This window comes from Elioraea thermophila (ex Habib et al. 2022) (genome assembly GCF_003336755.1).
In the GTDB taxonomy this organism is placed as follows: Bacteria; Pseudomonadota; Alphaproteobacteria; order Acetobacterales; family Acetobacteraceae; genus Elioraea; species Elioraea thermophila.
In genome coordinates this window covers 430955-451139 of record NZ_QMDI01000006.1, presented here as the reverse complement: position 1 = coordinate 451139, position 20185 = coordinate 430955, and the positions used below count along the sequence as shown (strand labels likewise).

The 20185-nt window shown below is 72.2% G+C and carries 17 protein-coding genes and 1 tRNA gene; 10 read left to right on the top strand and 8 right to left on the bottom strand.

The genetic code is table 11. From position 1 onward, the window contains the following. Positions 1–2: 2 nt before the first annotated feature. From prsT to DWB05_RS12020, 5 genes are all read left to right on the top strand, one after another. Positions 3–2831, top strand: coding sequence for an XrtA/PEP-CTERM system TPR-repeat protein PrsT (gene prsT, locus DWB05_RS12040; protein WP_157967183.1), 2829 nt, complete (start codon positions 3–5; stop codon positions 2829–2831). A 31-nt stretch (positions 2832–2862) separates the two neighbouring features. Then, complete coding sequence (locus DWB05_RS12035; RefSeq protein WP_157967182.1) at positions 2863–4239, top strand: putative O-glycosylation ligase, exosortase A system-associated; 1377 nt, start codon at positions 2863–2865, stop codon at positions 4237–4239. Between the two features lie 170 nt (positions 4240–4409). Continuing rightward, complete coding sequence (locus tag DWB05_RS12030) at positions 4410–5642, top strand: glycosyltransferase family 4 protein (RefSeq protein WP_114377425.1); 1233 nt, start codon at positions 4410–4412, stop codon at positions 5640–5642. Next, positions 5627–6070, top strand: a complete 444-nt coding sequence (locus DWB05_RS12025) for an RIFT barrel domain-containing protein (protein ID WP_114377424.1) — start codon at positions 5627–5629, stop codon at positions 6068–6070. Before DWB05_RS12030 ends, DWB05_RS12025 begins: the two co-directional genes overlap by 16 nt. Positions 6071–6082: 12 nt before the next feature. Then, on the top strand, positions 6083–7069 hold the full coding sequence (locus DWB05_RS12020; RefSeq protein ID WP_114377423.1) for an NAD-dependent epimerase/dehydratase family protein: 987 nt from the start codon (positions 6083–6085) through the stop codon (positions 7067–7069). Positions 7070–7441: 372 nt separating this feature from the next. On the opposite strand, the gene DWB05_RS12015 is transcribed toward DWB05_RS12020, so the two are convergent. Beyond that, positions 7442–8245 carry an Npun_F0296 family exosortase-dependent surface protein gene (locus DWB05_RS12015; protein WP_157967181.1) on the bottom strand — a complete coding sequence of 268 codons (804 nt, stop codon included), beginning with the start codon at positions 8243–8245 and terminating at the stop codon, positions 7442–7444. Between the two features lie 244 nt (positions 8246–8489). Here DWB05_RS12015 and DWB05_RS12010 point away from each other — a divergent pair, with 244 nt between their 5' ends. Continuing rightward, positions 8490–9614, top strand: a complete 1125-nt coding sequence (locus DWB05_RS12010; RefSeq protein WP_157967180.1) for a GNAT family N-acetyltransferase — start codon at positions 8490–8492, stop codon at positions 9612–9614. Positions 9615–9634: 20 nt separating this feature from the next. Here the strand turns inward: DWB05_RS12010 and DWB05_RS12005 are convergent, their stop codons facing one another. Continuing rightward, positions 9635–10390: a hypothetical protein gene (locus DWB05_RS12005; RefSeq protein WP_198669156.1), complete on the bottom strand. Its 756-nt coding sequence runs from the start codon at positions 10388–10390 to the stop codon at positions 9635–9637. Between the two features lie 389 nt (positions 10391–10779). Between DWB05_RS12005 and DWB05_RS12000 the strand changes: the two genes are divergently transcribed. Then, positions 10780–11976 carry a glycosyltransferase family 4 protein gene (locus tag DWB05_RS12000; protein WP_232818526.1) on the top strand — a complete coding sequence of 399 codons (1197 nt, stop codon included), beginning with the start codon at positions 10780–10782 and terminating at the stop codon, positions 11974–11976. Here the strand turns inward: DWB05_RS12000 and DWB05_RS11995 are convergent. Further along, complete coding sequence (locus DWB05_RS11995) at positions 11945–12862, bottom strand: right-handed parallel beta-helix repeat-containing protein (RefSeq protein WP_114377420.1); 918 nt, start codon at positions 12860–12862, stop codon at positions 11945–11947. The two genes, DWB05_RS12000 and DWB05_RS11995, sit on opposite strands and share 32 nt — an antisense overlap. Positions 12863–12987: 125 nt before the next feature. On the opposite strand from DWB05_RS11995, the gene DWB05_RS11990 reads away from it, so the two are divergent. Next, the gene (locus DWB05_RS11990; protein WP_114377419.1) at positions 12988–13743 is read left to right on the top strand and encodes a YdcF family protein; all 756 of its coding nucleotides are present in this window, start codon (positions 12988–12990) and stop codon (positions 13741–13743) included. A gap of 30 nt (positions 13744–13773) precedes the next feature. Here the strand turns inward: DWB05_RS11990 and DWB05_RS11985 are convergent. The 3 genes from DWB05_RS11985 to DWB05_RS11975 form a co-directional block, all read right to left on the bottom strand. After that, positions 13774–13850, bottom strand: a tRNA-Arg gene (locus DWB05_RS11985). 79 nt (positions 13851–13929) lie between these two features. Then, a complete protein-coding gene (locus DWB05_RS11980; RefSeq protein ID WP_114377670.1) occupies positions 13930–14664 on the bottom strand; it encodes a TorF family putative porin in 735 nt (244 codons plus the stop codon). Positions 14665–14742: 78 nt separating this feature from the next. Beyond that, positions 14743–15714, bottom strand: coding sequence for an alpha/beta fold hydrolase (locus DWB05_RS11975; RefSeq protein ID WP_198669155.1), 972 nt, complete (start codon positions 15712–15714; stop codon positions 14743–14745). Positions 15715–15727: 13 nt separating this feature from the next. Between DWB05_RS11975 and DWB05_RS11970 the strand changes: the two genes are divergently transcribed. Continuing rightward, positions 15728–16012 (top strand): zinc-finger domain-containing protein, encoded by a 285-nt coding sequence (locus tag DWB05_RS11970; protein ID WP_332871723.1) that lies wholly within the window; start codon positions 15728–15730, stop codon positions 16010–16012. Positions 16013–16092: 80 nt separating this feature from the next. Beyond that, positions 16093–18831 carry a DNA polymerase I gene (gene polA / locus DWB05_RS11965; RefSeq protein WP_114377669.1) on the top strand — a complete coding sequence of 913 codons (2739 nt, stop codon included), beginning with the start codon at positions 16093–16095 and terminating at the stop codon, positions 18829–18831. A gap of 278 nt (positions 18832–19109) precedes the next feature. Here polA and DWB05_RS11960 read toward each other — a convergent pair whose 3' ends face one another. Further along, positions 19110–19796 (bottom strand): SIMPL domain-containing protein, encoded by a 687-nt coding sequence (locus DWB05_RS11960; protein WP_114377416.1) that lies wholly within the window; start codon positions 19794–19796, stop codon positions 19110–19112. Continuing rightward, positions 19793–20176: a histidine triad nucleotide-binding protein gene (locus DWB05_RS11955; protein ID WP_114377415.1), complete on the bottom strand. Its 384-nt coding sequence runs from the start codon at positions 20174–20176 to the stop codon at positions 19793–19795. The genes DWB05_RS11960 and DWB05_RS11955 overlap by 4 nt, the downstream gene beginning before the upstream one ends. Between the last annotated feature and the right edge of the window lie 9 nt (positions 20177–20185).

Below are 20185 nucleotides of genomic sequence, written 5' to 3'. Positions count from 1 at the left end.
CGATGACCTCGCGCCTTCGCCCCCCCCTTCGCCTGGCGGCCTTCGCCCTGGCCGCCGCCTTGCTCGCCGCTCCGGCCGAGGCCAATCCGGACCGTGCCCGTGCCGCCGAGGCCCGGGGCGATCTGCGGGCGGCGCAGATCGAGTGGCGCAATGCGGTGCGCGCCAATCCGAACGACCCGGCCCTGCGCGCCGCGCTCGCCCGCGTCTCACTCGCGCTCGGCGATGGCGATACGGCGGAGAAGGAGGCTCGCGCCGCCCTCGAGCGGGGCTTCGACCGCCGTGAGGGCACGCAGTTGCTGCTGCGCGCCTACCTCCTGTTGCGGCGTCACAACGAGCTGCTGCGCGACTTCCCGATCGACGAGGGCGCGCAGCCGGCCGAGGTTGCCGGCACCGTGGCGGCATTTCGCACCCTCGCCCATCTCGCGCTGAACCAGCGCGACGAGGCCAGGCGCGCCGCCGCCACCGCCGTCCGCCTTGCCCCTCGGCTGGTCGATGCGCAGCTCGCCCGCGCCTCCGTCGCCTCCGCCGACGGCGATCGCGCAGCGTTCGAGGCCGCGGTCGACGCTGCCCTCGCCATCGACCCCGACAATGTCGAGGCGCTGAACCGCAAGGCGGCGCTGCAGTTCGAGCGGGGCGACCTCGCCGGGGCCGCGGCGACCTTCGGCCGCATCATCGCCCGCTCGCCGGGCGACCCGCTGCCGCTGTTCCGCCGCAGCGAGGTGCTGATGCGCTCGGGCGACTTCGACGCCGCGCGTCGCGACGTCGCGGCGGGGCTCAGGCTCGCCCCCAACGCGCCGGTGGGCTTGCTGCTCGATGCGATGCTCAAGGTCCAGGCGCGCGACTTCCAGGGCGCGGACCAGTCGTTGCAGCGCATCCCCTCGCAGACCCTCGTCAACCTTCCCGACGGGCTGCTCGTGCTGGCGACCGTGAAGCGAGCGCTGAACCAGACCGCGCAGGCGGAGGATGCGGCGCAGCGCCACGTCGCCCGCCGGCCGGACGATCCCCGCGGCGCCAAGTTGCTCGCCACCATCGAGATGGAGCGCGGGGCGCCCGACGCGGCGGCCGGCACGCTCGCCCGGCTGGTGCAGCGCGGCCGGGCCGACGCCGAGGCCTACGACATGCTCGGCCGAGCGCATGCCGCGATGCGCCGGCGGACTGAGTCGCGCGAGGCGTTCGAGCGCGCGGCGGAACTCGCCCCCGAGGATGCGGGCATCCTCACCCGTCTCGCCGTGGCCCGGCTCGCCGTCGGCGAGGCCGCCGCCGCGGCGGAAGCGGCGCGCGCCGCCCTCGCCCGCGCGCCCGATCAACGCGGCGCGCGCGAGGTGCTCGCCTCCGCCGCGCTTGCGCTCGGTGATCTCGACACCGCGCGGGCGGAACTGGAGCGGCTCGGGCCGGAAGCGCGCGACGGCGAACTCGCCGGCATCGTCGATGCCACCATCCGCCTGATCCGCTTCGACCTTGCCGGGGCGAAGGAACGGTTCGAGGCGGTGCTGCGCACCCAGCCCGACAGCGTGCGCGCCCGCCTCGGCCTCGCCCGCATCGCCGCCATCGAGAACGACGCCGCGCGCACCGAACGCCTGCTGGCCGAAGTGCTGGAGCGCGACCCCGAGAACGCCGAGGCACTGCGACGCATCGCCAACGCCGCCGGGTCGGGCGGACCGCACGGGGCCTCGGCGCTCGCCATCCTCGAGCGCGTCTACGCCGCCAACCCGACCTCGAGTGCGGTCGCCCTCGCCCTGGCCTCCGCCCATCTCCGGCTGCGCCAGCCGGAACGGGCGGTCGCCGTGCTCGACTCACCCGCCTGGCGCGATCGCGCCCGCACCACCCAGCATCTGATCGTGCTCGCCGAGGCCCGCGCCCAGGCCGGGCAGATGGCGGAAGCGGAGGCGGCGGCACGCGCCGCGCTGGCGCAGGAGCCGCGCTCCAACATCGCCCGCCGCCAGCTCGCCACCCTGCTCGCGCGCCGCAACGACACGGGGGCGGCGGAGGCGGTGTTGCAGCAGGGCATCCGACTGCAGCCCAACGACGCCCTGCTCCTGCAGGGGCTGGTCGAACTCGTGCGCGATGCGCGGGGGCTCGACGCCGCCCTGGCGCAGGCGGACAGTCTCGCCCGCGCGCAGGACACGCGCCCGGCCTCGCTCGCCCTGCGCGGCAACCTGCTGATGGCGGCGAACCGCCCCGAGGAGGCGGCGGCGGCCTACGAGGCGGGGTATCGCGTCGCGCCTTCGAGCGCCCTCGCCCAGGCCCAGGCCGGGGCGTGGCAGGCGGCGGGGCGGCCCGAGCGCGCGATGCAGGCCCTGCAGGCGTGGCTCGAGCGTGAGCCGGAGGACGTCGCCACCCACGCCCTGCTGTCGCAAATCGAGATCGTGCAGGGCCAGACGGCGGCGGCGGAGGAGCGCCTGCGCAAAGTGGTGGCGGCACGACCCGACGACGGCATTTCCGCCAACAACCTCGCCTGGCTGATGCAGGCGCGGGCCGAGGCCGAGACCGAGGCGGGCCGGGCGAAACTCGCCGAAGCGCTGCGGCTCGCCGAGCGCGCCTACTTCCTCACCCCCACGCCGGAGACCGCCGACACGCTGGGCTGGATCCTGTTCCGTCACGGCCGGGCGGCGGAGGCGCTGCCGCTGTTGCGCCAGGCGGCGGCGGGAGCGGCGCAACGGCAGCAGGCCGACCCGGGCATCTTCGTCCGCTTCGCGCATGGCTTGGCGGCCACCGGGGCGCGTGAGGAGGCGCTGCGCGTGCTCGAGCCGATCGTCGCCGCCGACCTCCGCTTCCCCGAACGGGCCGAGGCGGAGGCGCTGGTCGCCCGGCTGCGCGCCGCACCGCGCTGAGCGAGGCGGCGGGGCGGAAGGGAAGGCCGGGATGCTGCGCAGCATCGCCTTCACGGCGATCATGGTGCCGTTCCTGCTCGTCGCGGCCTCGGGCAAGCCCTTCGTCGGCGTGCTGTTGTGGTCGTGGATCTCCTTCATGAGCCCGCACCGGCTCATCCACGGTTTCGCCTCGCATCAACCGTGGGCGATGGTGACCTTCCTCGCCACCGTGATCGGCTGCGTGTTCGCGCGCGAACCGAAACGGGTGCCGCGCGATGCCGCGACCGTGCTGTTCGTGCTGTTCGCGATCGGCATCACCATCACCTCGATCCTCGCCATTTCGCCGCCGGAAGTGGTGTGGAAGCGTTACGACAAGGTGATCAAGATCCTGGCCGGCGTGCTGTTGACGCGCGCTCTGCTGACGGACGCCGATCGCATCCATGCGCTGCTGTGGATGATGGTGATCAGCCTCGGCTACTACGGCGTGCGCGGCGGCGCCTTCACCTTGATGACGGGCGGCGTGCACAAGGTGCTCGGCCCGGCCGATTCGATGATCGCCGATCGCAACCACGTCGCGGTCGCCTTCCTGTTCGCCATCCCGTTGATGAACCACTTGCGTCTGCAGTCGAAGCACGCGCCGGTGCGGGTCGGTTTCCTCGTCGCCATGGTGCTCTCCGCCTTCGCCGCGATCGGCACGCAGTCGCGCGGTGCCCTCGTCGCCTTCGCCGCGGCGGGGTCGGTGATGTGGTGGCGCAGCCGCGGCAAGATCTTTTCCGCGATCGCGATCGCGGCGATCGGCGCCTTGGTCATCACCTTCATGCCCGAGAGCTGGGAAGAGAGGATGCGGACCATCGTCAATTACGAGGACGACCTCTCCGCCCTCGGCCGGGTGCGCATCTGGGAGGCGTCCTGGAAGATTGCGCTGGCGAGACCGCTGTTCGGCGCCGGCTTTCAGGGCATGTATTACCAATGGATCGTCGACCGGTACGCTCCCGGCATCACCGCCCGGGCCGCGCACAGCATCTGGTTCGAGACGCTGGGCGAGCACGGCTTCATCGTCTTCGCGATCTGGCTCGGCATCATGGTCGCGGGGTGGGTCTATGCCGGGCGCCTCGTCCGCCTCGGCCGGCGTGACTCGCGGTTCGCCTGGGTCAACACGTTGGGCCGGATGAGCCAGGTGTCCTTCGTCGCCTACATGGCGGGAGGATCGTTCCTTTCGCTGCAGTATTGGGACTGCTATCTCACCTTGGTCTCTTTGCTTTCCGCCGCGTATGAACTGGCGACGGCCGAGGCTCCGCTGCCGGCGGGCCTGCCGCAGTGGCGCGCCGCCGCCCGGGGTTCGGTCGCACCGGCTTGGCGCGGCGGGGCGGCGCCGGCTCCTGCCGGGCGCGTCGCTGCCGCATCGTGGCGCACGCGGGCGTCGCGATGACCGCTGATCCCCCCGCGCCGGAGGCCGTGACATGCAGAACGTCTTCTTCGGCGCCATGCTCATCGGGATCGTCTGGCTCCTCGTCTGGAGCCTGCAGAGCCCCGACCAGAGGCGGCGGCTCTGGTCTCCCTTCGATCGCCTCGAACCCGAACAGGCTCGCTCAGGCGACGATGCCGCCCCGCGGCGACGGCCGGGTCAGCCTGCTCACGCTGAGCAGCCTCTACCCAAACCCGCGCCAGCCCAATCATGGCGTGTTCGTCGAGAACAGGCTCAGGCATCTGGTCGCCGGCGGTGAGGTGCGGAGCACGGTGATCGCCCCTGTGCCCTGGTTCCCGGGCCGGTCAGGGCCTGCCGCGCCCGGCGACGTCCCCGCGGTCGAGGAGCGGCACGGGCTCGTCGTGCACCACCCGCGGTTCCTCGCCGTGCCGGGCCTCGGCATGGCGACCAACCCGTTCGCCTACGAGCGGGCGGTGGCCCGCGTCGTCCGGCGGCTGGTCGCCGCAGGTCAGCGGTTCGACCTGATCGACGCCCACTACCTGTTCCCCGACGGTGTCGCCGCGGTGCGCTTGGGGCGCCGGTTCGGCCTGCCGGTCGTGCTGACCGCGCGTGGTTCGGACACCAGCCTGTTCCCCCGCTATTGGCTGCCGGGGCTGCTGATCCGTCGCGCGCTCGCCGCGGCCGACGGGCTGATCGCGGTCAGTGCCGCGCTGAAGGAGGGGCTCGTCGCGCTCGGCGTGCCGCCCGAGCGCGTGGTGGTGCTGCGCAACGGGGTCGATCTCGCGCTGTTCCGTCCGCCCGAAAACCGCGACCTGCTGCGGGAACGGCTTGGGCTCACCGGGCCGACCCTGCTCTCCGTCGGCCTGCTCATCCCGCGCAAGCGGCACGACCTGACCATCGGTGCGGTGGCGGAACTTCCCGGCGTGCGGCTGCTGATCGCCGGCGAAGGCCCCGAGCGCGCGGCGCTCGAGGCGCTGGCCCGCCGCCTCGGGGTGGCGGACCGCGTGCGCTTCCTCGGCGCCGTCCCGCATGGCGAGCTGCCCGCCCTCTACGGCGCGGCCGACGTGATGGTGCTCGCCTCCGAACGGGAGGGCTGGGCCAACGTTCTCCTTGAGGCGATGGCGTGCGGCACGCCGGTGGTCGCCACCCCCGCTTGGGGCAGCCGCGAGGCCGTCGGCAGCGAGGGCGCCGGCATCGTGGTCGAGGAGGCGAGCGCGCAGGCGATCGCGGCGGCGGTGCGCCGGCTGCTCGCCGCACCGCCTTCGCGCGCTGCCGTTCGCGCCTACGCCGAGCGCTTCGGCTGGGACGAGGTCTCGGCCGGGCAGCTCGCGCTGTTCCGCGACATTCTCGGCCGCCGCCGTGCAGCGGCCTCTGCGCAGGAGAGGGAGGCATGGGCCCGAGCCTGACCCGGCGAGACTTCTCGCTCGTCGTGCTGAGCCTGCCGGCCGCCTGCGCGGCGGAATCCTCCAGCGCGCAGGCGCCGTCGCGCCAGCCCCAGCCACAGAGGCCGAGTTCGCCGCCGCGCCGCGAGCCGTTGCCGGCCCGCGGGCCGGGCGATGCCGCGGCGGTCGCGCTGACGGCTGCCGGCACCCCGCCCGCGACGGCCGTGACCTTCGGCCATGCCTTTCCGCCGGGGGCGGTGCCGCGCGACGCCCGCCTCGCCCTGCGCCTGCCGAACGAGCGCACCCTGCTGCCCATCGATCTGCGCGTGTTGTCGCGCCACCGCGACGGCTCCGTGCGCACCGCGATCCTGGTCATCGCGCCGCCCGCCTTGCCGCGCGATCGGCCCCTCGGCGCCCTGATCGCGGCCGAGGCGGCCGGCCGGCAGCTCTGACGGGGGGCAGGCGTGGCGCTGGTCTTGGTCACGGGTGGGGCGGGCTTCATCGGCTCGCACCTCTGCGACGCCCTGGTCGCGCGCGGCGACCGGGTGCGCGTGCTGGACGACCTCTCCACGGGGCGGCGCGATAACCTGCCGCCCGGGGTGGAGCTCATCGTCGGCGACGTCGCCGATGCCGAAGCCGTGCGCGCGGCCGCCGCCGGGGTGGATGCGATCGTGCATCTCGCCGCCATCGCCTCCGTGCAGCGCTGCACCGAGGACTGGCTCGGGGCGCACCGCGTCAACCTCGGCGGTTCGATCGCGGTGTTCGATGCGGCGCGAAATCCGTCCGGACGAGGCCCGGTGCCGGTGGTCTACGCCTCCTCGGCGGCGGTGTACGGCGAGCAGGACCGGCTGCCGATCGGCGAGGACGCCCCCTGCCGGCCGCTGTCCGCCTACGGGGCGGACAAGCTCGGGTCGGAGCTGCACGCGCGGGTGGCCGGAGAAGTGTACCGCGTGCCGACGCTGGGCTTGCGCTTCTTCAACGTCTACGGGCCGCGGCAGGACCCGCGGTCCCCCTACTCCGGCGTGATTTCGGTGTTCTGCGGCCGCATCGCGCGCGGCGAGCCGATCGTCATCAACGGCGACGGTGGGCAGACGCGCGACTTCATCTTCGTCGCCGATGTCGTGGCAGGACTGCTCGCCGCGCTCGAACGGGCCGATGTGGCCGCGCCCGTGCTCAACCTGTGTTCGGGGCGCGCCACCTCGGTGCGTGACCTGGCGGCCACGCTGCTCGCGCTCGCCGGCACTGCCGCCGTCCCCATCACGCACGGGCCGCCGCGGCTCGGCGAGATCCGGCACTCGCTCGGCGACCGTTCTCGCGCCGAAGACATGCTCGCCTTGCCGCCGCCAACGCCGCTCGCGGAGGGGCTCGCCGCCGTGCTGGCTTGGCTCGCGGTCGGCCGCGCCGGAGAGACCGTCCGTTTGGACTCCGCGCTCAGCCCAGCAGGACCTTAAAGGCGGCGGCGATCGCCGCCCACCCCGCCAGCGAGGCCATCCCGATCGCGACCATCGCGGCCGGTACGCTGAGGCGAGGCTCCAAGGCCGCCTCGAGGGCCGCATCCTCCGGATCCCGCGATGGCCCATGCTGGGCCGGGTTGGCAATCATGAGCGCCTCTGCGCCAAAGTTGGACGCAGTGAGTATGCCTTTATGCAACCGTGCGCGGGAAGCGAGATCACAAAAATGTAACGAAACTATGCGGGATGCCGTCATCGTGGTGGCCCCCGTGTGCCGCGGTCGCGCCCGCCACGCGTCCGGCGGGCGCGGCAGCCCTTCTCCGATCCGCCGCGCGCCCCGCCAGCGGCTCTCCGGCGGTGACCTGCCTGCCGTCAGCGGCGGCGGCGTCGCGCCGCGAAGCCCAGGCCCAACAGCCCCGCGCCGAGGAGGGCGAGCGAAGCGGGCTCCGGCACGCCGAGTTCGGGTGGGATCGTGCGGTTGAAGGCGAGGTTGTCGAACTCGAAGGCGAACTGGGTGGAGCGCGCCACCACGCGGTCGAAGCCCTGGGTGGAGGTGATGTTGACGTAAAGCGTGCCGTTCACCCCCTGATCGCCGTTCGGGCTCGTCGTGACGTCGACGCCGGTGATGGCGCCGATCAGGGTCGCGCCGTTGTAGAAGAGCAGGCTGTTGTAGTCGTCGACCGAGCCCCAGAGCAGGCCGAGGTAGAAGTAGGGCCCACCCGCGGGCAGCACGATTTCGATCTCGCTGCCGGGAGAGGCGTTTGCGCCGGTCGAGCCCGTGGTGAGGTACACCGTCTCGTCCGCGCCGAAGGCAGGGGTCTGGTTGCCGGCGGGGGGATTGTTCACGCCGTTGTCGTTGCCGAAGCCGACCCCGTTGTTCCCCGACAGGAAGGGGGCGGCGTACTTGCCCACCACCGCGCCGGTGACGGCGCCGGCGCGAGCATTCGCCATGGCCGAGCTGCCGCCGACCAACCGGACGGTGATGCCCGACTGCGGGGAGAGCAGGGCCACGCTGCCGCCCTGCGGCGCGAACTGCGGCGTGATCCAGTCGAAGTTGTCCCGCACGACCCCCGTGGGCGCGCCGCCGACGAAGGCGCTGACGGTGAGCGGCGAGGCGACGGCCGGTGCGGCGATGAGCGCGGTGGCGGCGACAAGGGTGAAACGAAGGCAGCGCATGGTGACCTCCTGGCCATCTCCTGCTGGTATGCCGACCCGTCGACGCCGCGAAGCACCGGGCGGCAACACCAGTGGACGCAAAAATGATACCATTCGCGGATTTCGGCCAAAAATCCGTTCCGCCGCCGATCGAGTCGACGCCAGTGTCAAGAAATCCGACACGACCCTGGCGAGGGAATCGACGCGGGCTCATACTCGTCGCGCTCGGCTTCCGCCTTCGCGCTCCACCCCTGCGCGGCTTCCGATGTCCCAGGCCCCCGCGCTCCTTCCGCTGCGCCGCCTTCCCGACTTGGCTCGCCTCCTCGCCGAGCCTCCGTCGCGCGACCTCTGGGCCTCCGCCCTCTGGTTCGAGACGACCCTCGCCCATGCCTTGCCGAGGGGCGAGGAGCCCCTCTGGCTGCCTGCCGGACGGGCGGTCCTGCCCCTCTTCCACCGCCGCGGCCGACTGGCGGCGCTCACTACGCCCTACACGCAAGCGTGGCGGCCGCTGGCGCCTGCGGATGCCGGCGCGGCGGAGTGGCGCGAGTCGGGGCTCGCCTTGGCCCGCGCCCTGCGCTTCCGCCCGCCCGCCCGGCTCGACACCATCGAGGAGAACGCGCCTTGGCTCGGCCCGTTCCTCGAGGGGATCAGCGCCGGCGGCCTCGTCGCCGCGCGCTTCGCCCACACCGGGCGGTGGGTGGCGCGGCTCGACCCCGGCGCGGGCTGGGAGGGCTATCTCGCGGCGCGGCCCGCCGTGCTGCGCAACACCGTGCTCAGGCGCCTGAAGGCGGCGCAGCGTTCCACGCGGTTCGACCTCGTCACCGCGCCGGGCGAGGGCCTCGCGGCGGCGATCGACGCCTTCCGCGCCGTCCGCGCCCGCTCCTGGAAGCCCGACGAGCCCTTCCCGGAGTTCGACCCCGCCCTCATGCGGGCGGCGGCGGAGGCGGGCCTGCTTCGCCTCGGCGTGCTGCGCGACGCCGCCGATGCCACGCCCATCGCCGCGCAATACTGGCTGCTCGAGCCCGACCGCCGGCGCGCGACGGTGCCGAAGCTCTTCCACGATGAGGCCCGCCGTGCTTCCTCGCCCGGCACGGTGCTGACCGCGCAGATGGTGCGGCACCTGATCGAGGCAGACGGTGTACGGATCCTCGACTTCGGCCGCGGCGACGACCCCTACAAGGCGCAGTGGGCGCCTCAGCGCGTGCCGCTGATCGGCGTGTTGCTCGCCGACCCGCGCCATCCGCTCGGGGCGGCGGCGCTCGCTCGCCATCTCGCCGGCCGGCTGGTGCGGTCGCTGCGCGGCGACGACCGGCGTCGATCGCCCGGGAAGCGAGACGGCGGCCCGAGCCCTGGGCCGCCGTCGTCAGGGTCGCCTCACCGCGAGCGGTGAGGGCGTGCTCGGCGTTTCCCTCAGCCCCGGCGGGAGCGCACCAGGGCGAGGCCGAGGAGGCCGACCGCGAGCAGGCCGAGCGGCGCCGGCGCCGGCACGCCGACCGGCGGCAGCGAGCCCTCGCCGACCAGGGCGTAGCGCAGCGCGCCGCCGGCGACGAGGTACTCACCAGCCCCGTCGCCCCAGAACTCGACGGTGGTGAAGGTGCCGCTGTCGTCGATCGCGCCGACGAACACGCCCGCCCCGCCGTTGGTCAGGAACTGGTCGCCGAATTTAAGCGATTCGCCGACCAGGATGGGTGTGCCGCCGTCGAACGAGATGTAGAGACGGGACGGTTGGCAGCAGGTCGCCCAGTCGCCGACCTCGAAGCCGATGCCGTTGATCGGGTCGTCGAACACGAGTTTCATCGCGCTGCCAGATCGCGATTGGAGCACATTGGTCGAGGACGGGCTGATGTCGACGCTCTGCCCGCTCATCGGCGTCGACGGGCTCGAGGCGTACAACGTGTAGGTCTGGGGGAAGATCGCGGCGCCGTTGTTCTTCGAGATGGTGTAGGGCCCGCGATCGATCATCGTTTGCCCCGACGGCAGCGTGGTCCAGGTATCAACGGTGACCGTGCCGCCGACCGAGGTCACCAGGTTGTCGAACTGGGTGGCGGCGGTGAACATGTTGCCGAAGAAGGTGGCGATGGTCGCCTCGGCCGGTTGGGCGGCCAGCAGCAGGACGGCGGTGCCGGCGGCGGCCGCTCCCTTGCCGAGTGTGGTCCTGAGCGTCAACGGTATTCCCCTGACGAGGTTGCGAGCGAAAGGCCGGACTGGCGCTGCGAACCTTCGTCGCGCCGCAACACCGCCCGCAACATGCGGGGGCATGCATCGTGCCAAGATCTTTTTGCGTGCGAAATCAGCGTCTTGCCAGTGCCCAATTCCGCACCTGTAAAGTTTGCCGACACGCAACGGTGTGGGGCGGGCCGTTTTCCCGCGATCCCGACCCCGCCTTCGGTCACGCAGGTGTAGAGTTTTCCGACAGGTCGCCGCCGCGTTCGCTTCACCCCGCCCGCGCCGCGATCGCCTCGCTCGCCACGGGCGGGCGGACGACGGCAGCGCGGATCGCACGCCCGCCCTTCCGCCGTGCCGCCATCCCGCGTAAGCCGGCGCGCGACGACGGAGTGAGCCATCGCGTGCGCATTCTCTACTCCCACCGCATCGCCTCCCGTGACGGCCAGGCGGTGCACCTCGAGAGCCTGATCGCCGCCCTGCGCCGACAAGGGCACGAGGTGGAGGTGGTCGGGCCCTCGGCCTATGCGGAGGCGCGGTTCGGCGACGACGGCGGCTGGGTCGCGCGCCTGCGCCGTGCCCTGCCCCGCGCGGTGGCCGAGCTCGCCGAACTCGCCTACGCCATCCCCGCCGCGCTGCGGCTCGACCGCGCCGCGCGCACCGGTGCGTTCGATGCGCTCTACGAGCGCTACAACCTGTTTCACTTCGCAGGCAGCCTGGTCGCGCGTCGCCGCCGCCTGCCCTTCCTGCTCGAGGTGAACGCGCCGCTCGCCGAGGAGCGCGCGCGCTTCGGGGGCCTCGCCTGGCCCGGGCTCGCCCGCTGGGCCGAACGTTTCGTCTGGCGCCGCGCCGACCTCGCCCTTCCCGTCACCGAGGTGCTCGCCGGTCATCTGCGTGCCGCCGGTGTTCCCGCCGAGCGCATCGTCGTCGTCCCCAACGGCATCGACCTCGCGGCGTTTCCGCCCGACCTCGCCGCCCGCCAAGCGGGCGAGGAGGCCCGCGAGATCGTGCTCGGCTTCGTCGGTTTCGTGCGCGAGTGGCACGGGCTGGAGGCGGTGGTGCGCGGCATCGCGGCATGGCAGGGGCGGCAGAGGCTCGCCCTCGTCGTGGTCGGCGACGGCCCGGCCCGGCCGGGGCTCGCGCGGCTGGCGGCGGAGTTGGGCATCGCGGAGCGCGTGCGCTTCACGGGCCTTGCTGAGCGGGAGGAGATCCCCCGCCTCGTCGCCTCCTTCGACGTCGCCCTGCAGCCGGCCGCCGTCCCTTACGCCTGCCCACTCAAGCTCGTCGAATACATGGCGGCGGGGCGGGCGATCGTCGCGCCGGATCAACCGAATATCCGCGAACTCGTGGCGCACGAACGGACCGCCCTCCTCTTTCCCCCCGGCGACGTGGCGGCGATGTGGGCGGCGATCGCCCGCCTCGCCGGCGAGGCGTCGTTGCGCGCCCGGCTCGGTGCGGCGGCGCGGGCGGAAGTCCTCGCGCGCGACCTCACCTGGGACGGCAATGCGCGCCGCGTTGCGGCCCTCGTGCGTGGGTTGCGATCGGGTGCCGCCCCCGTCAGCGTCCCGGCAGGCGCTGGAACGGCGTGACCGGACCCGAGAGCCGATTGTCCTTCATCACCGGCTCGCCCTCGCCGTAGAGGCGGAAGAACACCGTGCCGCGCGGCTGCAGGTTCTCGAAACGGTTGCCGATCAGCACGATCTCCCGTGTCGCGTTCCGCCGCCCTTCCGCGCCGTGCACCACCGCCGCCTCCGGGTTGCCGTGATCGGGTCCCTTGCGCAGGGTGGAGTTGCGCAGCACGAGATCGCCGCCGTTCGGAATGTCGATCAGGTAGGAGGCGCGATTGCCGGGCGTATCGAGGAAGGCGCTCTCTTCGATCACCGTCCGTTCCGCCCGCGACTTCAGGTGGTGGCAGACCCGGGTGGCTTCGAAGCGGGTGCGGCGAACCACCACCTCGCGCCAGTGTCCGGCATAGAGCCCGTGCGCGCACTCGTGGATCAACGCGCCGTTGCCGACGAAGCGGCTGTCCTCGATGACCAGGCGGTGGTCGCGCATCTCCGCCTTGGTCAGGATGCCGTTCTGGTTGTCGAGGAAGGCGGAGCGCCGGATGGTCAGGTCGCCGCCCTCCGCCCGGATGCCGGCCGCATTGCCGCCGGCGAAGGCCGCGCCCTGGAAGGTGATCCCCTCCACCGTGACGTCGCGGCCGGCGATGACGAACAGCCCCTTGTTGGCGCAGATCGGCCCGGTGATCAGCACCTCGCCCCCGGGGGCGGCGGCGATGGTGAGGCGATCGGCGCGCCAGACCGCACAATCGACGTAGCGTCCGGGCGCGATGACCACCCGATCGCTCGCCCGTGCGACGGCGGCCGCCTCGGAAGGGCGGGCGAAGCGCTTGCCGGGGCCGACCTCGAGCGTGGCGGCTGGCGCTGGGACGGCGGACAGGATCAGGACGATCAGAGCGAGGGGGGTGCGCATGCCGTCGTTCCGAGGGGCTCCGAGCGGGTGACCATGCCCACAGCGGCCGCGCCCGATCCAGCCCCCGCTGTGCGGTCCCGCCGCGGCGCTGGACGCGGCGAGCCTCGCCGTGGGAACGGGGCCGCATGATCCCGCACAACCTCGTTCTCGGCCTCGTGCTGCCGCCCCTCGGCCTTGCCCTGCTCGCCGCCGTGATGGGTTTGCTCGCCTGGCGCGGCCGACGCTGGGCAGGGCTGGTCGCCGCCCTGCTGCTGCTCGTTCAGGTCGCGCTCGCCACCCCGCTCGCCAACGCCGCGCTGGAGGCGTCCCTGCAGCGGGTGCTGCTGCAGTTGGCGCCGATCCGCCCAGGCGAGCCGCGTGCGATCATCGTGCTGGGGGCAGAGGTGGCGCATGCGGTGGACGGCTGGAAGGCCGGGCCGCTCACCCTCGAGCGCATGGCCGCCGCGGCCTCTCTCGCGCGCCAGAGCGGCCTGCCGCTGCTGGTCACCGGCGGGCCCGTCGCACCCGAGCCGTCGCCGCCGGTGGCGGAGGTGATGGCGGGGCAGTTCCGCAGCGACTTCGGGCTCGAGGTGCGCTGGATCGAACCCGAGGCAGGGAACACGCTGGAGAATGCCCGGTTCAGTGCCGCCCTGCTGCGCCGCGAGGGCATCACCGGCGCCTATCTCGTCAGCCATGAATGGCACCTGCCGCGGGCGATGCTGTCGTTCCGCGGTACGGGCCTCGTCCCCTTGCCGACGCCGGTGCGGCGTGCGCTGCCGCTCGAGCTTCGCGCCTCCTCCTTCATCCCGCGCGCCGATCGCTGGGGGACGAGCTGGTACCTGCTGCGCGAATGGGCGGGCCTCGGCGTCTATGCGCTGCAGTTGCGGCTCAGACGCGGCTGACGATTCGGTGAGCCGAGGCGATGGGGCGGGTGGCGGACCCGGCGCGATTCGAACGCACGACCTTTGCCTTCGGAGGGCAACGCTCTATCCAACTGAGCTACGGGTCCGCTGTTCGAGCCTATAGCCGAGGCGGGGCGCGCGTGCCAAGCGGCCGAGCCGTGCCCCGGCCTTGCCGCCGGTGCCGGCTCAGAACGTCTTGCTCACCGAGGCGATGGCGCGCGCTTCGCACACGTTCGACCCGCCGATGCCTTTCGGGCAGTCGCTCTTGCGGATGTTGGTGTCGTAGTAGCCGATGGCGAAGGTGAACCCGAACAGCTCGCGCGACAGCACGATCGACCAGTTGGCGAAGTCTCTCAGCCCGAAGCGGTCGTTCTTGTCGATCCACTGGTAGCCGAGGCGCCCGGCGAGGACGAACGCGAACGGCAGTTTCAGGTCCACCCCGCCCTCGACGTAGTAGCCGTTGCCGGACTCGAACTGGAACTCGGGCGACCAGTGGAAGGCGGCGCGCAGCGTGGCGGGGCCGATCTCGTAGGCCGCCTTCGCCGCCACCTCGAAGAAATTGTAGTTGAGCCCGCCCTCGTTCGCGCCGGGATAGGCGTAGTAGATGCCGCCCAGGTCGAACTTGATGCCCGCGAGAGAAAAGCGGTAGCCGAACATCGCATCGAGTTCGAGATTGGCGTCCCCGAAATCGACGTTCGAGCCGAAGCCCGCGACGTAGAGCCCCGTCTCGTGTTCGATGTCGATGCCGGCCTGCAGGGCGGGCTTGGTGTCGGTCTGGCTGATGCCGCGGAAGGTGTAGTCGGTCAGCAGCGCGGCCGAGCCGGAGACGGTGAGCCCCAGGCTCTCGATCGTCGTCTGCGCGGAGGCGGGCACGGCGACGACGAGGCCGAGACAGAGGGCGGGGACGGTCAGACGACGCATGGGCACCCCATCGGACATTCATTGCGGGTGCCGTGCCTGGCGTTCGAGGTTGGCCGCGCGAGCGGCGACGGTGCGAGTCTATGACGACGCGGCACGCCCTGCCAAGCCGCCCGCGCCGCTCTCGAGCCAGGCGAGGATGTCGGAAACGACCCGGGTGCGGATCGAATCGCGCAGCAGCAGGTGGTAGCCGTCGGAGTAGCGGATGAGCCGCTGCTGCCCCGAGGCAAGGCCGGGCAGGCGAGCGGCAAGCGCCTCGATGGCCCGCGGCGGGACGAGATCGTCGCGCCCGCCGTAAAGGATAAGTGCCGGGTGCGGGAAGGACCGCGCCGCTTCGAGGGCGGCGTCCATCGCCTGCACGAGGCCCCACAGCGCATCCACTCGGGTGTAACGAAGCACCAGCGGATCCCGCGCCATGGCGGCGAGAGCGGCGTCGTTGTCCGAGGGTCGGTGGAAGGGCGACGCATTGGCGAAGCCGAGCTGCGGCACGATGTGGGCGAGGGTGCGCAGGGCGGCGCGGCCGATGTCGCCCATGGCCTCCCCGCCCCAGACGGCGGGTGCGGAGAGCACGTAGGCATCGGCGGGCGGCGGGGTTTCGGCCGCACCGGCGAGCAAAAGCACCGCGGCACCCATGCTCTCGCCGAGGAGGACAAGCGGAAGCCCCGGGAAACGGGCGCGGGTGAGGCGAGCGGCGTCGATCGCGTCCGCCGCGAGGGCCGCATGGCCGGGCCAGAGCCCCGGGTGCGGCGCGGCGCCGAACCCCCTCTGGTCGTAGGCGAGAACGGTCCAGCCGGCAGCGGTGAAGAGCGGGGCCGGGATCTCGAAGGCGCGGCGATAGTCGTTGAAGCCGTGCAGGGCGAGGATGACGCCGCGCGCCGGTCCTTCCGCCGGCCAGACGGTGAGCGGAAGACGTGCGCCATCGGGCATCACGAAGGCCTCGCCCTCGTCGCGCGGCGCGCCGACGGCAGGGCCGGGCAGGGCGAAGCGCGGCGCGCAGCCGGCGGCGGCCGTCAAGGCGGCCGCCAGTACGCCGCGTCGGCCGAGTATCGCCAACGTTGATCCGCGCATGGCCCCGGGTATCATCCGCCGCCGCTTCGGCGACAAGGACGGAGCCCCGATGCCGCTCGACCCCCAGGTGCCGGCGCCCTTCGAGGTGATCGCCGTGCAGGACGCCATCGTCGCCTGCGACGGCGGCGGCGGTGTGCTCGGCCACCCGCGCGTCTTCCTCACCCTGGTCGACGGCATGGTGGTCTGCCCCTACTGTTCGCGCACCTACGTGCTGAAGGGATCGGAAGCAGAGCGGCGGCTGGCGGGGGGCACTGCCGCAGCCGCGCGCGACCGCGCGGCGTGAGCACGCGCAAGGCGCCCGCGCGACGGACGGAGGCGGCGGCGACGGCCTCGTCCGCCGGCAAGGACGGCGAGCATTTCAGCCTGATCCTGATCGACGGGTCGGGCTACATCTTCCGCGCCTTCCACGCGCTGCCGCCGATGACGCGGCCGGACGGCACCCCGGTGAATGCGGTGTTCGGCTTCGTCAACATGCTGGCGAAGTTCCTCACCGAGCACACGGCGGACAAGATCGCGGTGGTGTTCGACGCGGCGCGGAAGACGTTCCGCAACGACATCTATCCCGCCTACAAGGCGCAGCGCCCCGAACCGCCCGAGGATCTCGTGCCGCAGTTCGGGCTGATCCGCGAGGCGGTCGAGGCGTTCAACCTGCCGGCGATCGAGGCGGAAGGCTACGAGGCCGACGACCTGATCGCGGCCTATGCCAAGGCCGAACGGGAGCGCGGCGGCACGGTGCGCATCGTCTCCTCCGACAAGGACCTGATGCAACTCGTCCGCCCGGGCGTGGAGATGTGGGACCCGATCAAACAGAAGCCCCTCGGCGAGGCGGAGGTGATCGAGCGCTTCGGCGTGCCGCCTGCGAAGGTGCCGGACGTACAGGCGCTGGCCGGGGATGCGACCGACAACGTGCCCGGTGTGCCGGGGATCGGGGTGAAGACCGCCGCGCAGCTGATCGGCGAGTTCGGCGATCTCGAGACGCTGCTCGCCAAGGCCGACGCGATCAAGCAGCCGAAGCGGCGCGAGGCGCTGATCGCACACGCCGATGATGCGCGGATCTCCAAGCGCCTGGTGACGCTGGCGGACGACGCCCCACTCCCTCTCCCGCTCGAGGCGCTGGCGCTGAGGGAGCCCGACCGCGCGCGGCTCGCGTCATGGTTGCGCGAGCAGAACTTCCGCTCCGTGCTGCAGCGGCTGAAGCTCGAGGGCGAGGCGCCCTCCACCGTGCCCGTTCCGGCCAAGGCCGAGGTGAAGCCGCCCGACGCCCCGTTCGGCCCCTACGAGACGGTGACGGAGCTCGCGGCGCTCGAGTCCTGGGTGGCGGAGGCGACCGAGCAGCGCCATTGCGCCTTCGATACGGAAACCGACAGTCTCGATGCGCAGGCCGCGCGCCTGGTCGGAGTGTCGCTCGCGCTCGCGCCGGGGCGGGCCTGCTACGTGCCGCTGCGCCATGGGGGGGATGATCTCGCCGGGCGGGCACCGAAACAGATCCCCTTCGAAGCCGCACTCTCCGTGCTGCGCCCGCTGCTCGAGGACGCGTCGGTGCTGAAGATCCTGCACAACGCGAAATACGACCTCTCGGTGCTGGCACGCGAGGAGAACGGCGGCGTGCGGCTCGGCCCCATCGATGACACGATGCTGATCAGTTACTGCCTCGATGCGGGCCGCTGGGAGCACGGGATGGACGAGCTCTCGCGTCGCCATCTCGGCCACGAAACGATCACCTATGAACAGGTGGCGGGCAAGGGCAAGGGGGCGATCCCGTTCTCCGCCGTGCCGATCGATCGCGCCACGGCCTACGCGGCGGAGGATGCCGACGTCACGCTGAGGCTGTGGCTGATGCTCAAGCCGCGGCTGCGCACCGAGCGCGTGCTTGCGCTGTACGAGCATGTCGAGCGGCGGCTGATCCCGGTGATCGCGGCGATGGAACGCGAGGGCATCTCGGTCGATGCGCGCGACTTGCGCCAGATCTCGGCCGAGTTTGCCGACCGACTCGCCGCGCTGGAGGCCGAGATCCATCGCCTGGCCGGGCGCGCCTTCAACGTGGGCTCGACACAGCAGCTCGCCGCCGTCCTCTATGAGGACCTCAAGCTCGAGCCGCCCGGCGGGCGGCGGGCGAAGACGGCGACGGGGCAATTCGCCACCGACGCGGCGGTGCTGGAGGAGCTCGCGCTGCAGCACCCGCTGCCCGCCAAGGTGCTGGAATGGCGGCAGCTCGCCAAGTTGAAATCGACCTATGCCGATGCGCTAGTGAACCAGATCGATCCCGCAACGGGCAGGGTGCATACCAGCTTCTCGATGACCGGGGCGGCGACGGGGCGTCTCTCTTCCACCGACCCCAACCTGCAGAACATTCCGGTGCGCACGGAGGAAGGGAGGCGGATCCGCCGCGCCTTCGTCGCCGCGCCGGGGCATGTGCTGCTCTCCGCCGACTACAGCCAGATCGAACTCCGTCTGCTCGCGCATGTGGCCGAGGTGCCCGCACTCGTCGAGGCCTTCGCCCGCGGCGAGGACATCCACGCGCGCACCGCCTCCGAGGTGTTCGGCGTGCCGATGGAGAAGCTCGACCCCTTGCTCAGGCGTCGCGCGAAGGCGATCAATTTCGGCATCATCTACGGCATCTCGGCCTTCGGGCTCGCCGCCCAGCTCGGCATCACCCCGGGCGAGGCGAAGGCGTACATCGATGCGTATTTCAAACGATATCCGGGCATCCGCGACTACATGGAACGGATGAAGGAGGAGGCGCGGATCAAGGGCTACGTCACCACGCCCTTCGGCCGGCGCTGCTGGATCCCGGGGATCGCGGAGAAGAACGCGGGGCGGCGGGGCTTCGCCGAACGCCAGGCGATCAACGCCCCCCTGCAGGGTGGGGCGGCCGACGTGATCAAGCGCGCGATGGTGCGCCTGCCGCGGGCGATCGCGGAGGCCGGGCTCTCGGCGCGCCTCCTGCTCCAGGTGCACGACGAGCTGCTGTTCGAGGTGCCGAAGGCCGAGGCGGACGAGACCGCCGTGCTGGTGAAGCGCGTGATGGAAGGGGCGGCGCGGTTGCGCGTGCCGCTGGTGGTTGAGACCGGAATAGGGCCCAATTGGGAGGCCGCGCACTGAGCGGCGCGATCGCCTGGGGCAGGCCGGGTGGAAGAAGCGAGGGCGGAAAAGAAAAGCGCCCGGTTAGGGGGGTAACCGGGCGCCGTTCTCTTCCGTACGGAATGACCGCGGGCAACGGCAGGGGAGACCGCCCCCGCGGAACCTCGGCGCTCAATTGCCGCCGACGGTCATATTCATAGCGGAACGCGACGGCGTTGCAAACCCCAAACTCGCGTGAGCGCCATCGTCTTCGCGCATAAGTTGTGCCTGCCCGCCGCCGCAAGGCCCTGCGCCGAAGCTCAGCGTCGGATCAGGATCGCCTCGCCCTCGACGGTGGCGGTCAGAAGCACCTCCTCGGGCTCCGCTGCCGGCGGCTGGGCGGAGTCGGCCCGGGCGGCCGCCATGGGGCGCGGCAGCGGCCCTCCCTCGCGCGTCGGGAGATCCACCCGCACCTCGCGGAACCCGGCGAAGCCGAGGCCCAGCACGCCTGCCAGGCGCTCGGCGCGCGTCTTGAGCGCCACCAGCGCCTCCGCTGCCAACTCCTCGCGCGTGCGCCGCTCGAGCGGGCGGGAGACACGGTAGGTCAGGCCCCCGAGCGCGAGCCCCTGCGCCTGCAGCTCGCCCACGAGGTCGAGCAAGGCCGGCGCGGCCTCGGTGGCGGAAAGTCGGATCTCCTGCATCGCCCGCCAGGTCTGCAGCCTCTCCCCCTCGCGCCAGGTGTGATAGCCGCCCGTCGCGACCGTCACGCCGGGCACGGCGCGGGCGCGCTCCAGCGCGGCCTGGGCAGCTCGGTTCACCGCCTGCTGCACGGCGGCGACGGAGCTTCCCTGCGCTTCAGCGCGCAGGCTCGCGTGCAGCTCGTCCGCTCGCACGCGGCGTTCGGCCGATTCGGCCAGTTTCAGCACCGTCTCGCGCGGCGCGTCCTGCGCCATGGCGACGGGGGCGGCGAGGGCGAGCGCCGCGGCGAGCAGGGCCGCGCGCCTCACGACTCCCTCGGCAGCATGCGCCCGAGCGACCGTCCGCCGAAGATGTGGACGTGGAAGTGCGGCACCTCCTGATGTGCGTCGCGCCCCATGTTGGTCAACACCCGGTAGCCCGAGGCCTCGAGCCCAAGCTCTTTCGCCACCCGCCCGACCGCGCGCCAGAACCCGGCCACCTCGGCATCCGAGGCGTTGGCCGAGAAGTCGGCGATGGAGACGTAGCGTCCCTTCGGAATGACCAGGACGTGGACGGGCGACTGCGGGTTGATGTCGTGGAAGGCGAGGGCGTGCTCGTCCTCGTACACCTTCTTGCAGGGAATCTCGCCGCGCAGGATGCGGGCGAACACGTTCGCGTCGTCGTAGGGCGGAAGGCCGGTCACTGCCATCGTGGTCCT

Bases quoted from the DNA above. Each gene is read 5' to 3' on its own strand.
- DWB05_RS12025 (WP_114377424.1), top strand. From the start codon at position 5,627: ATGGGCCCGAGCCTGACCCGGCGAGACTTCTCGCTCGTCGTGCTGAGC.
- DWB05_RS11995 (WP_114377420.1), bottom strand. From the start codon at position 12,862: ATGCGCACCCCCCTCGCTCTGATCGTCCTGATCCTGTCCGCCGTCCCA.
- prsT (WP_157967183.1), top strand. From the start codon at position 3: ATGACCTCGCGCCTTCGCCCCCCCCTTCGCCTGGCGGCCTTCGCCCTG.
- DWB05_RS11990 (WP_114377419.1), top strand. From the start codon at position 12,988: ATGATCCCGCACAACCTCGTTCTCGGCCTCGTGCTGCCGCCCCTCGGC.
- DWB05_RS12015 (WP_157967181.1), bottom strand. From the start codon at position 8,245: ATGCGCTGCCTTCGTTTCACCCTTGTCGCCGCCACCGCGCTCATCGCC.
- DWB05_RS11970 (WP_332871723.1), top strand. From the start codon at position 15,728: ATGGCCCCGGGTATCATCCGCCGCCGCTTCGGCGACAAGGACGGAGCC.
- DWB05_RS12030 (WP_114377425.1), top strand. From the start codon at position 4,410: ATGCCGCCCCGCGGCGACGGCCGGGTCAGCCTGCTCACGCTGAGCAGC.
- DWB05_RS11955 (WP_114377415.1), bottom strand. From the start codon at position 20,176: ATGGCAGTGACCGGCCTTCCGCCCTACGACGACGCGAACGTGTTCGCC.
- DWB05_RS12010 (WP_157967180.1), top strand. From the start codon at position 8,490: ATGTCCCAGGCCCCCGCGCTCCTTCCGCTGCGCCGCCTTCCCGACTTG.
- DWB05_RS12035 (WP_157967182.1), top strand. From the start codon at position 2,863: ATGCTGCGCAGCATCGCCTTCACGGCGATCATGGTGCCGTTCCTGCTC.
- DWB05_RS11980 (WP_114377670.1), bottom strand. From the start codon at position 14,664: ATGCGTCGTCTGACCGTCCCCGCCCTCTGTCTCGGCCTCGTCGTCGCC.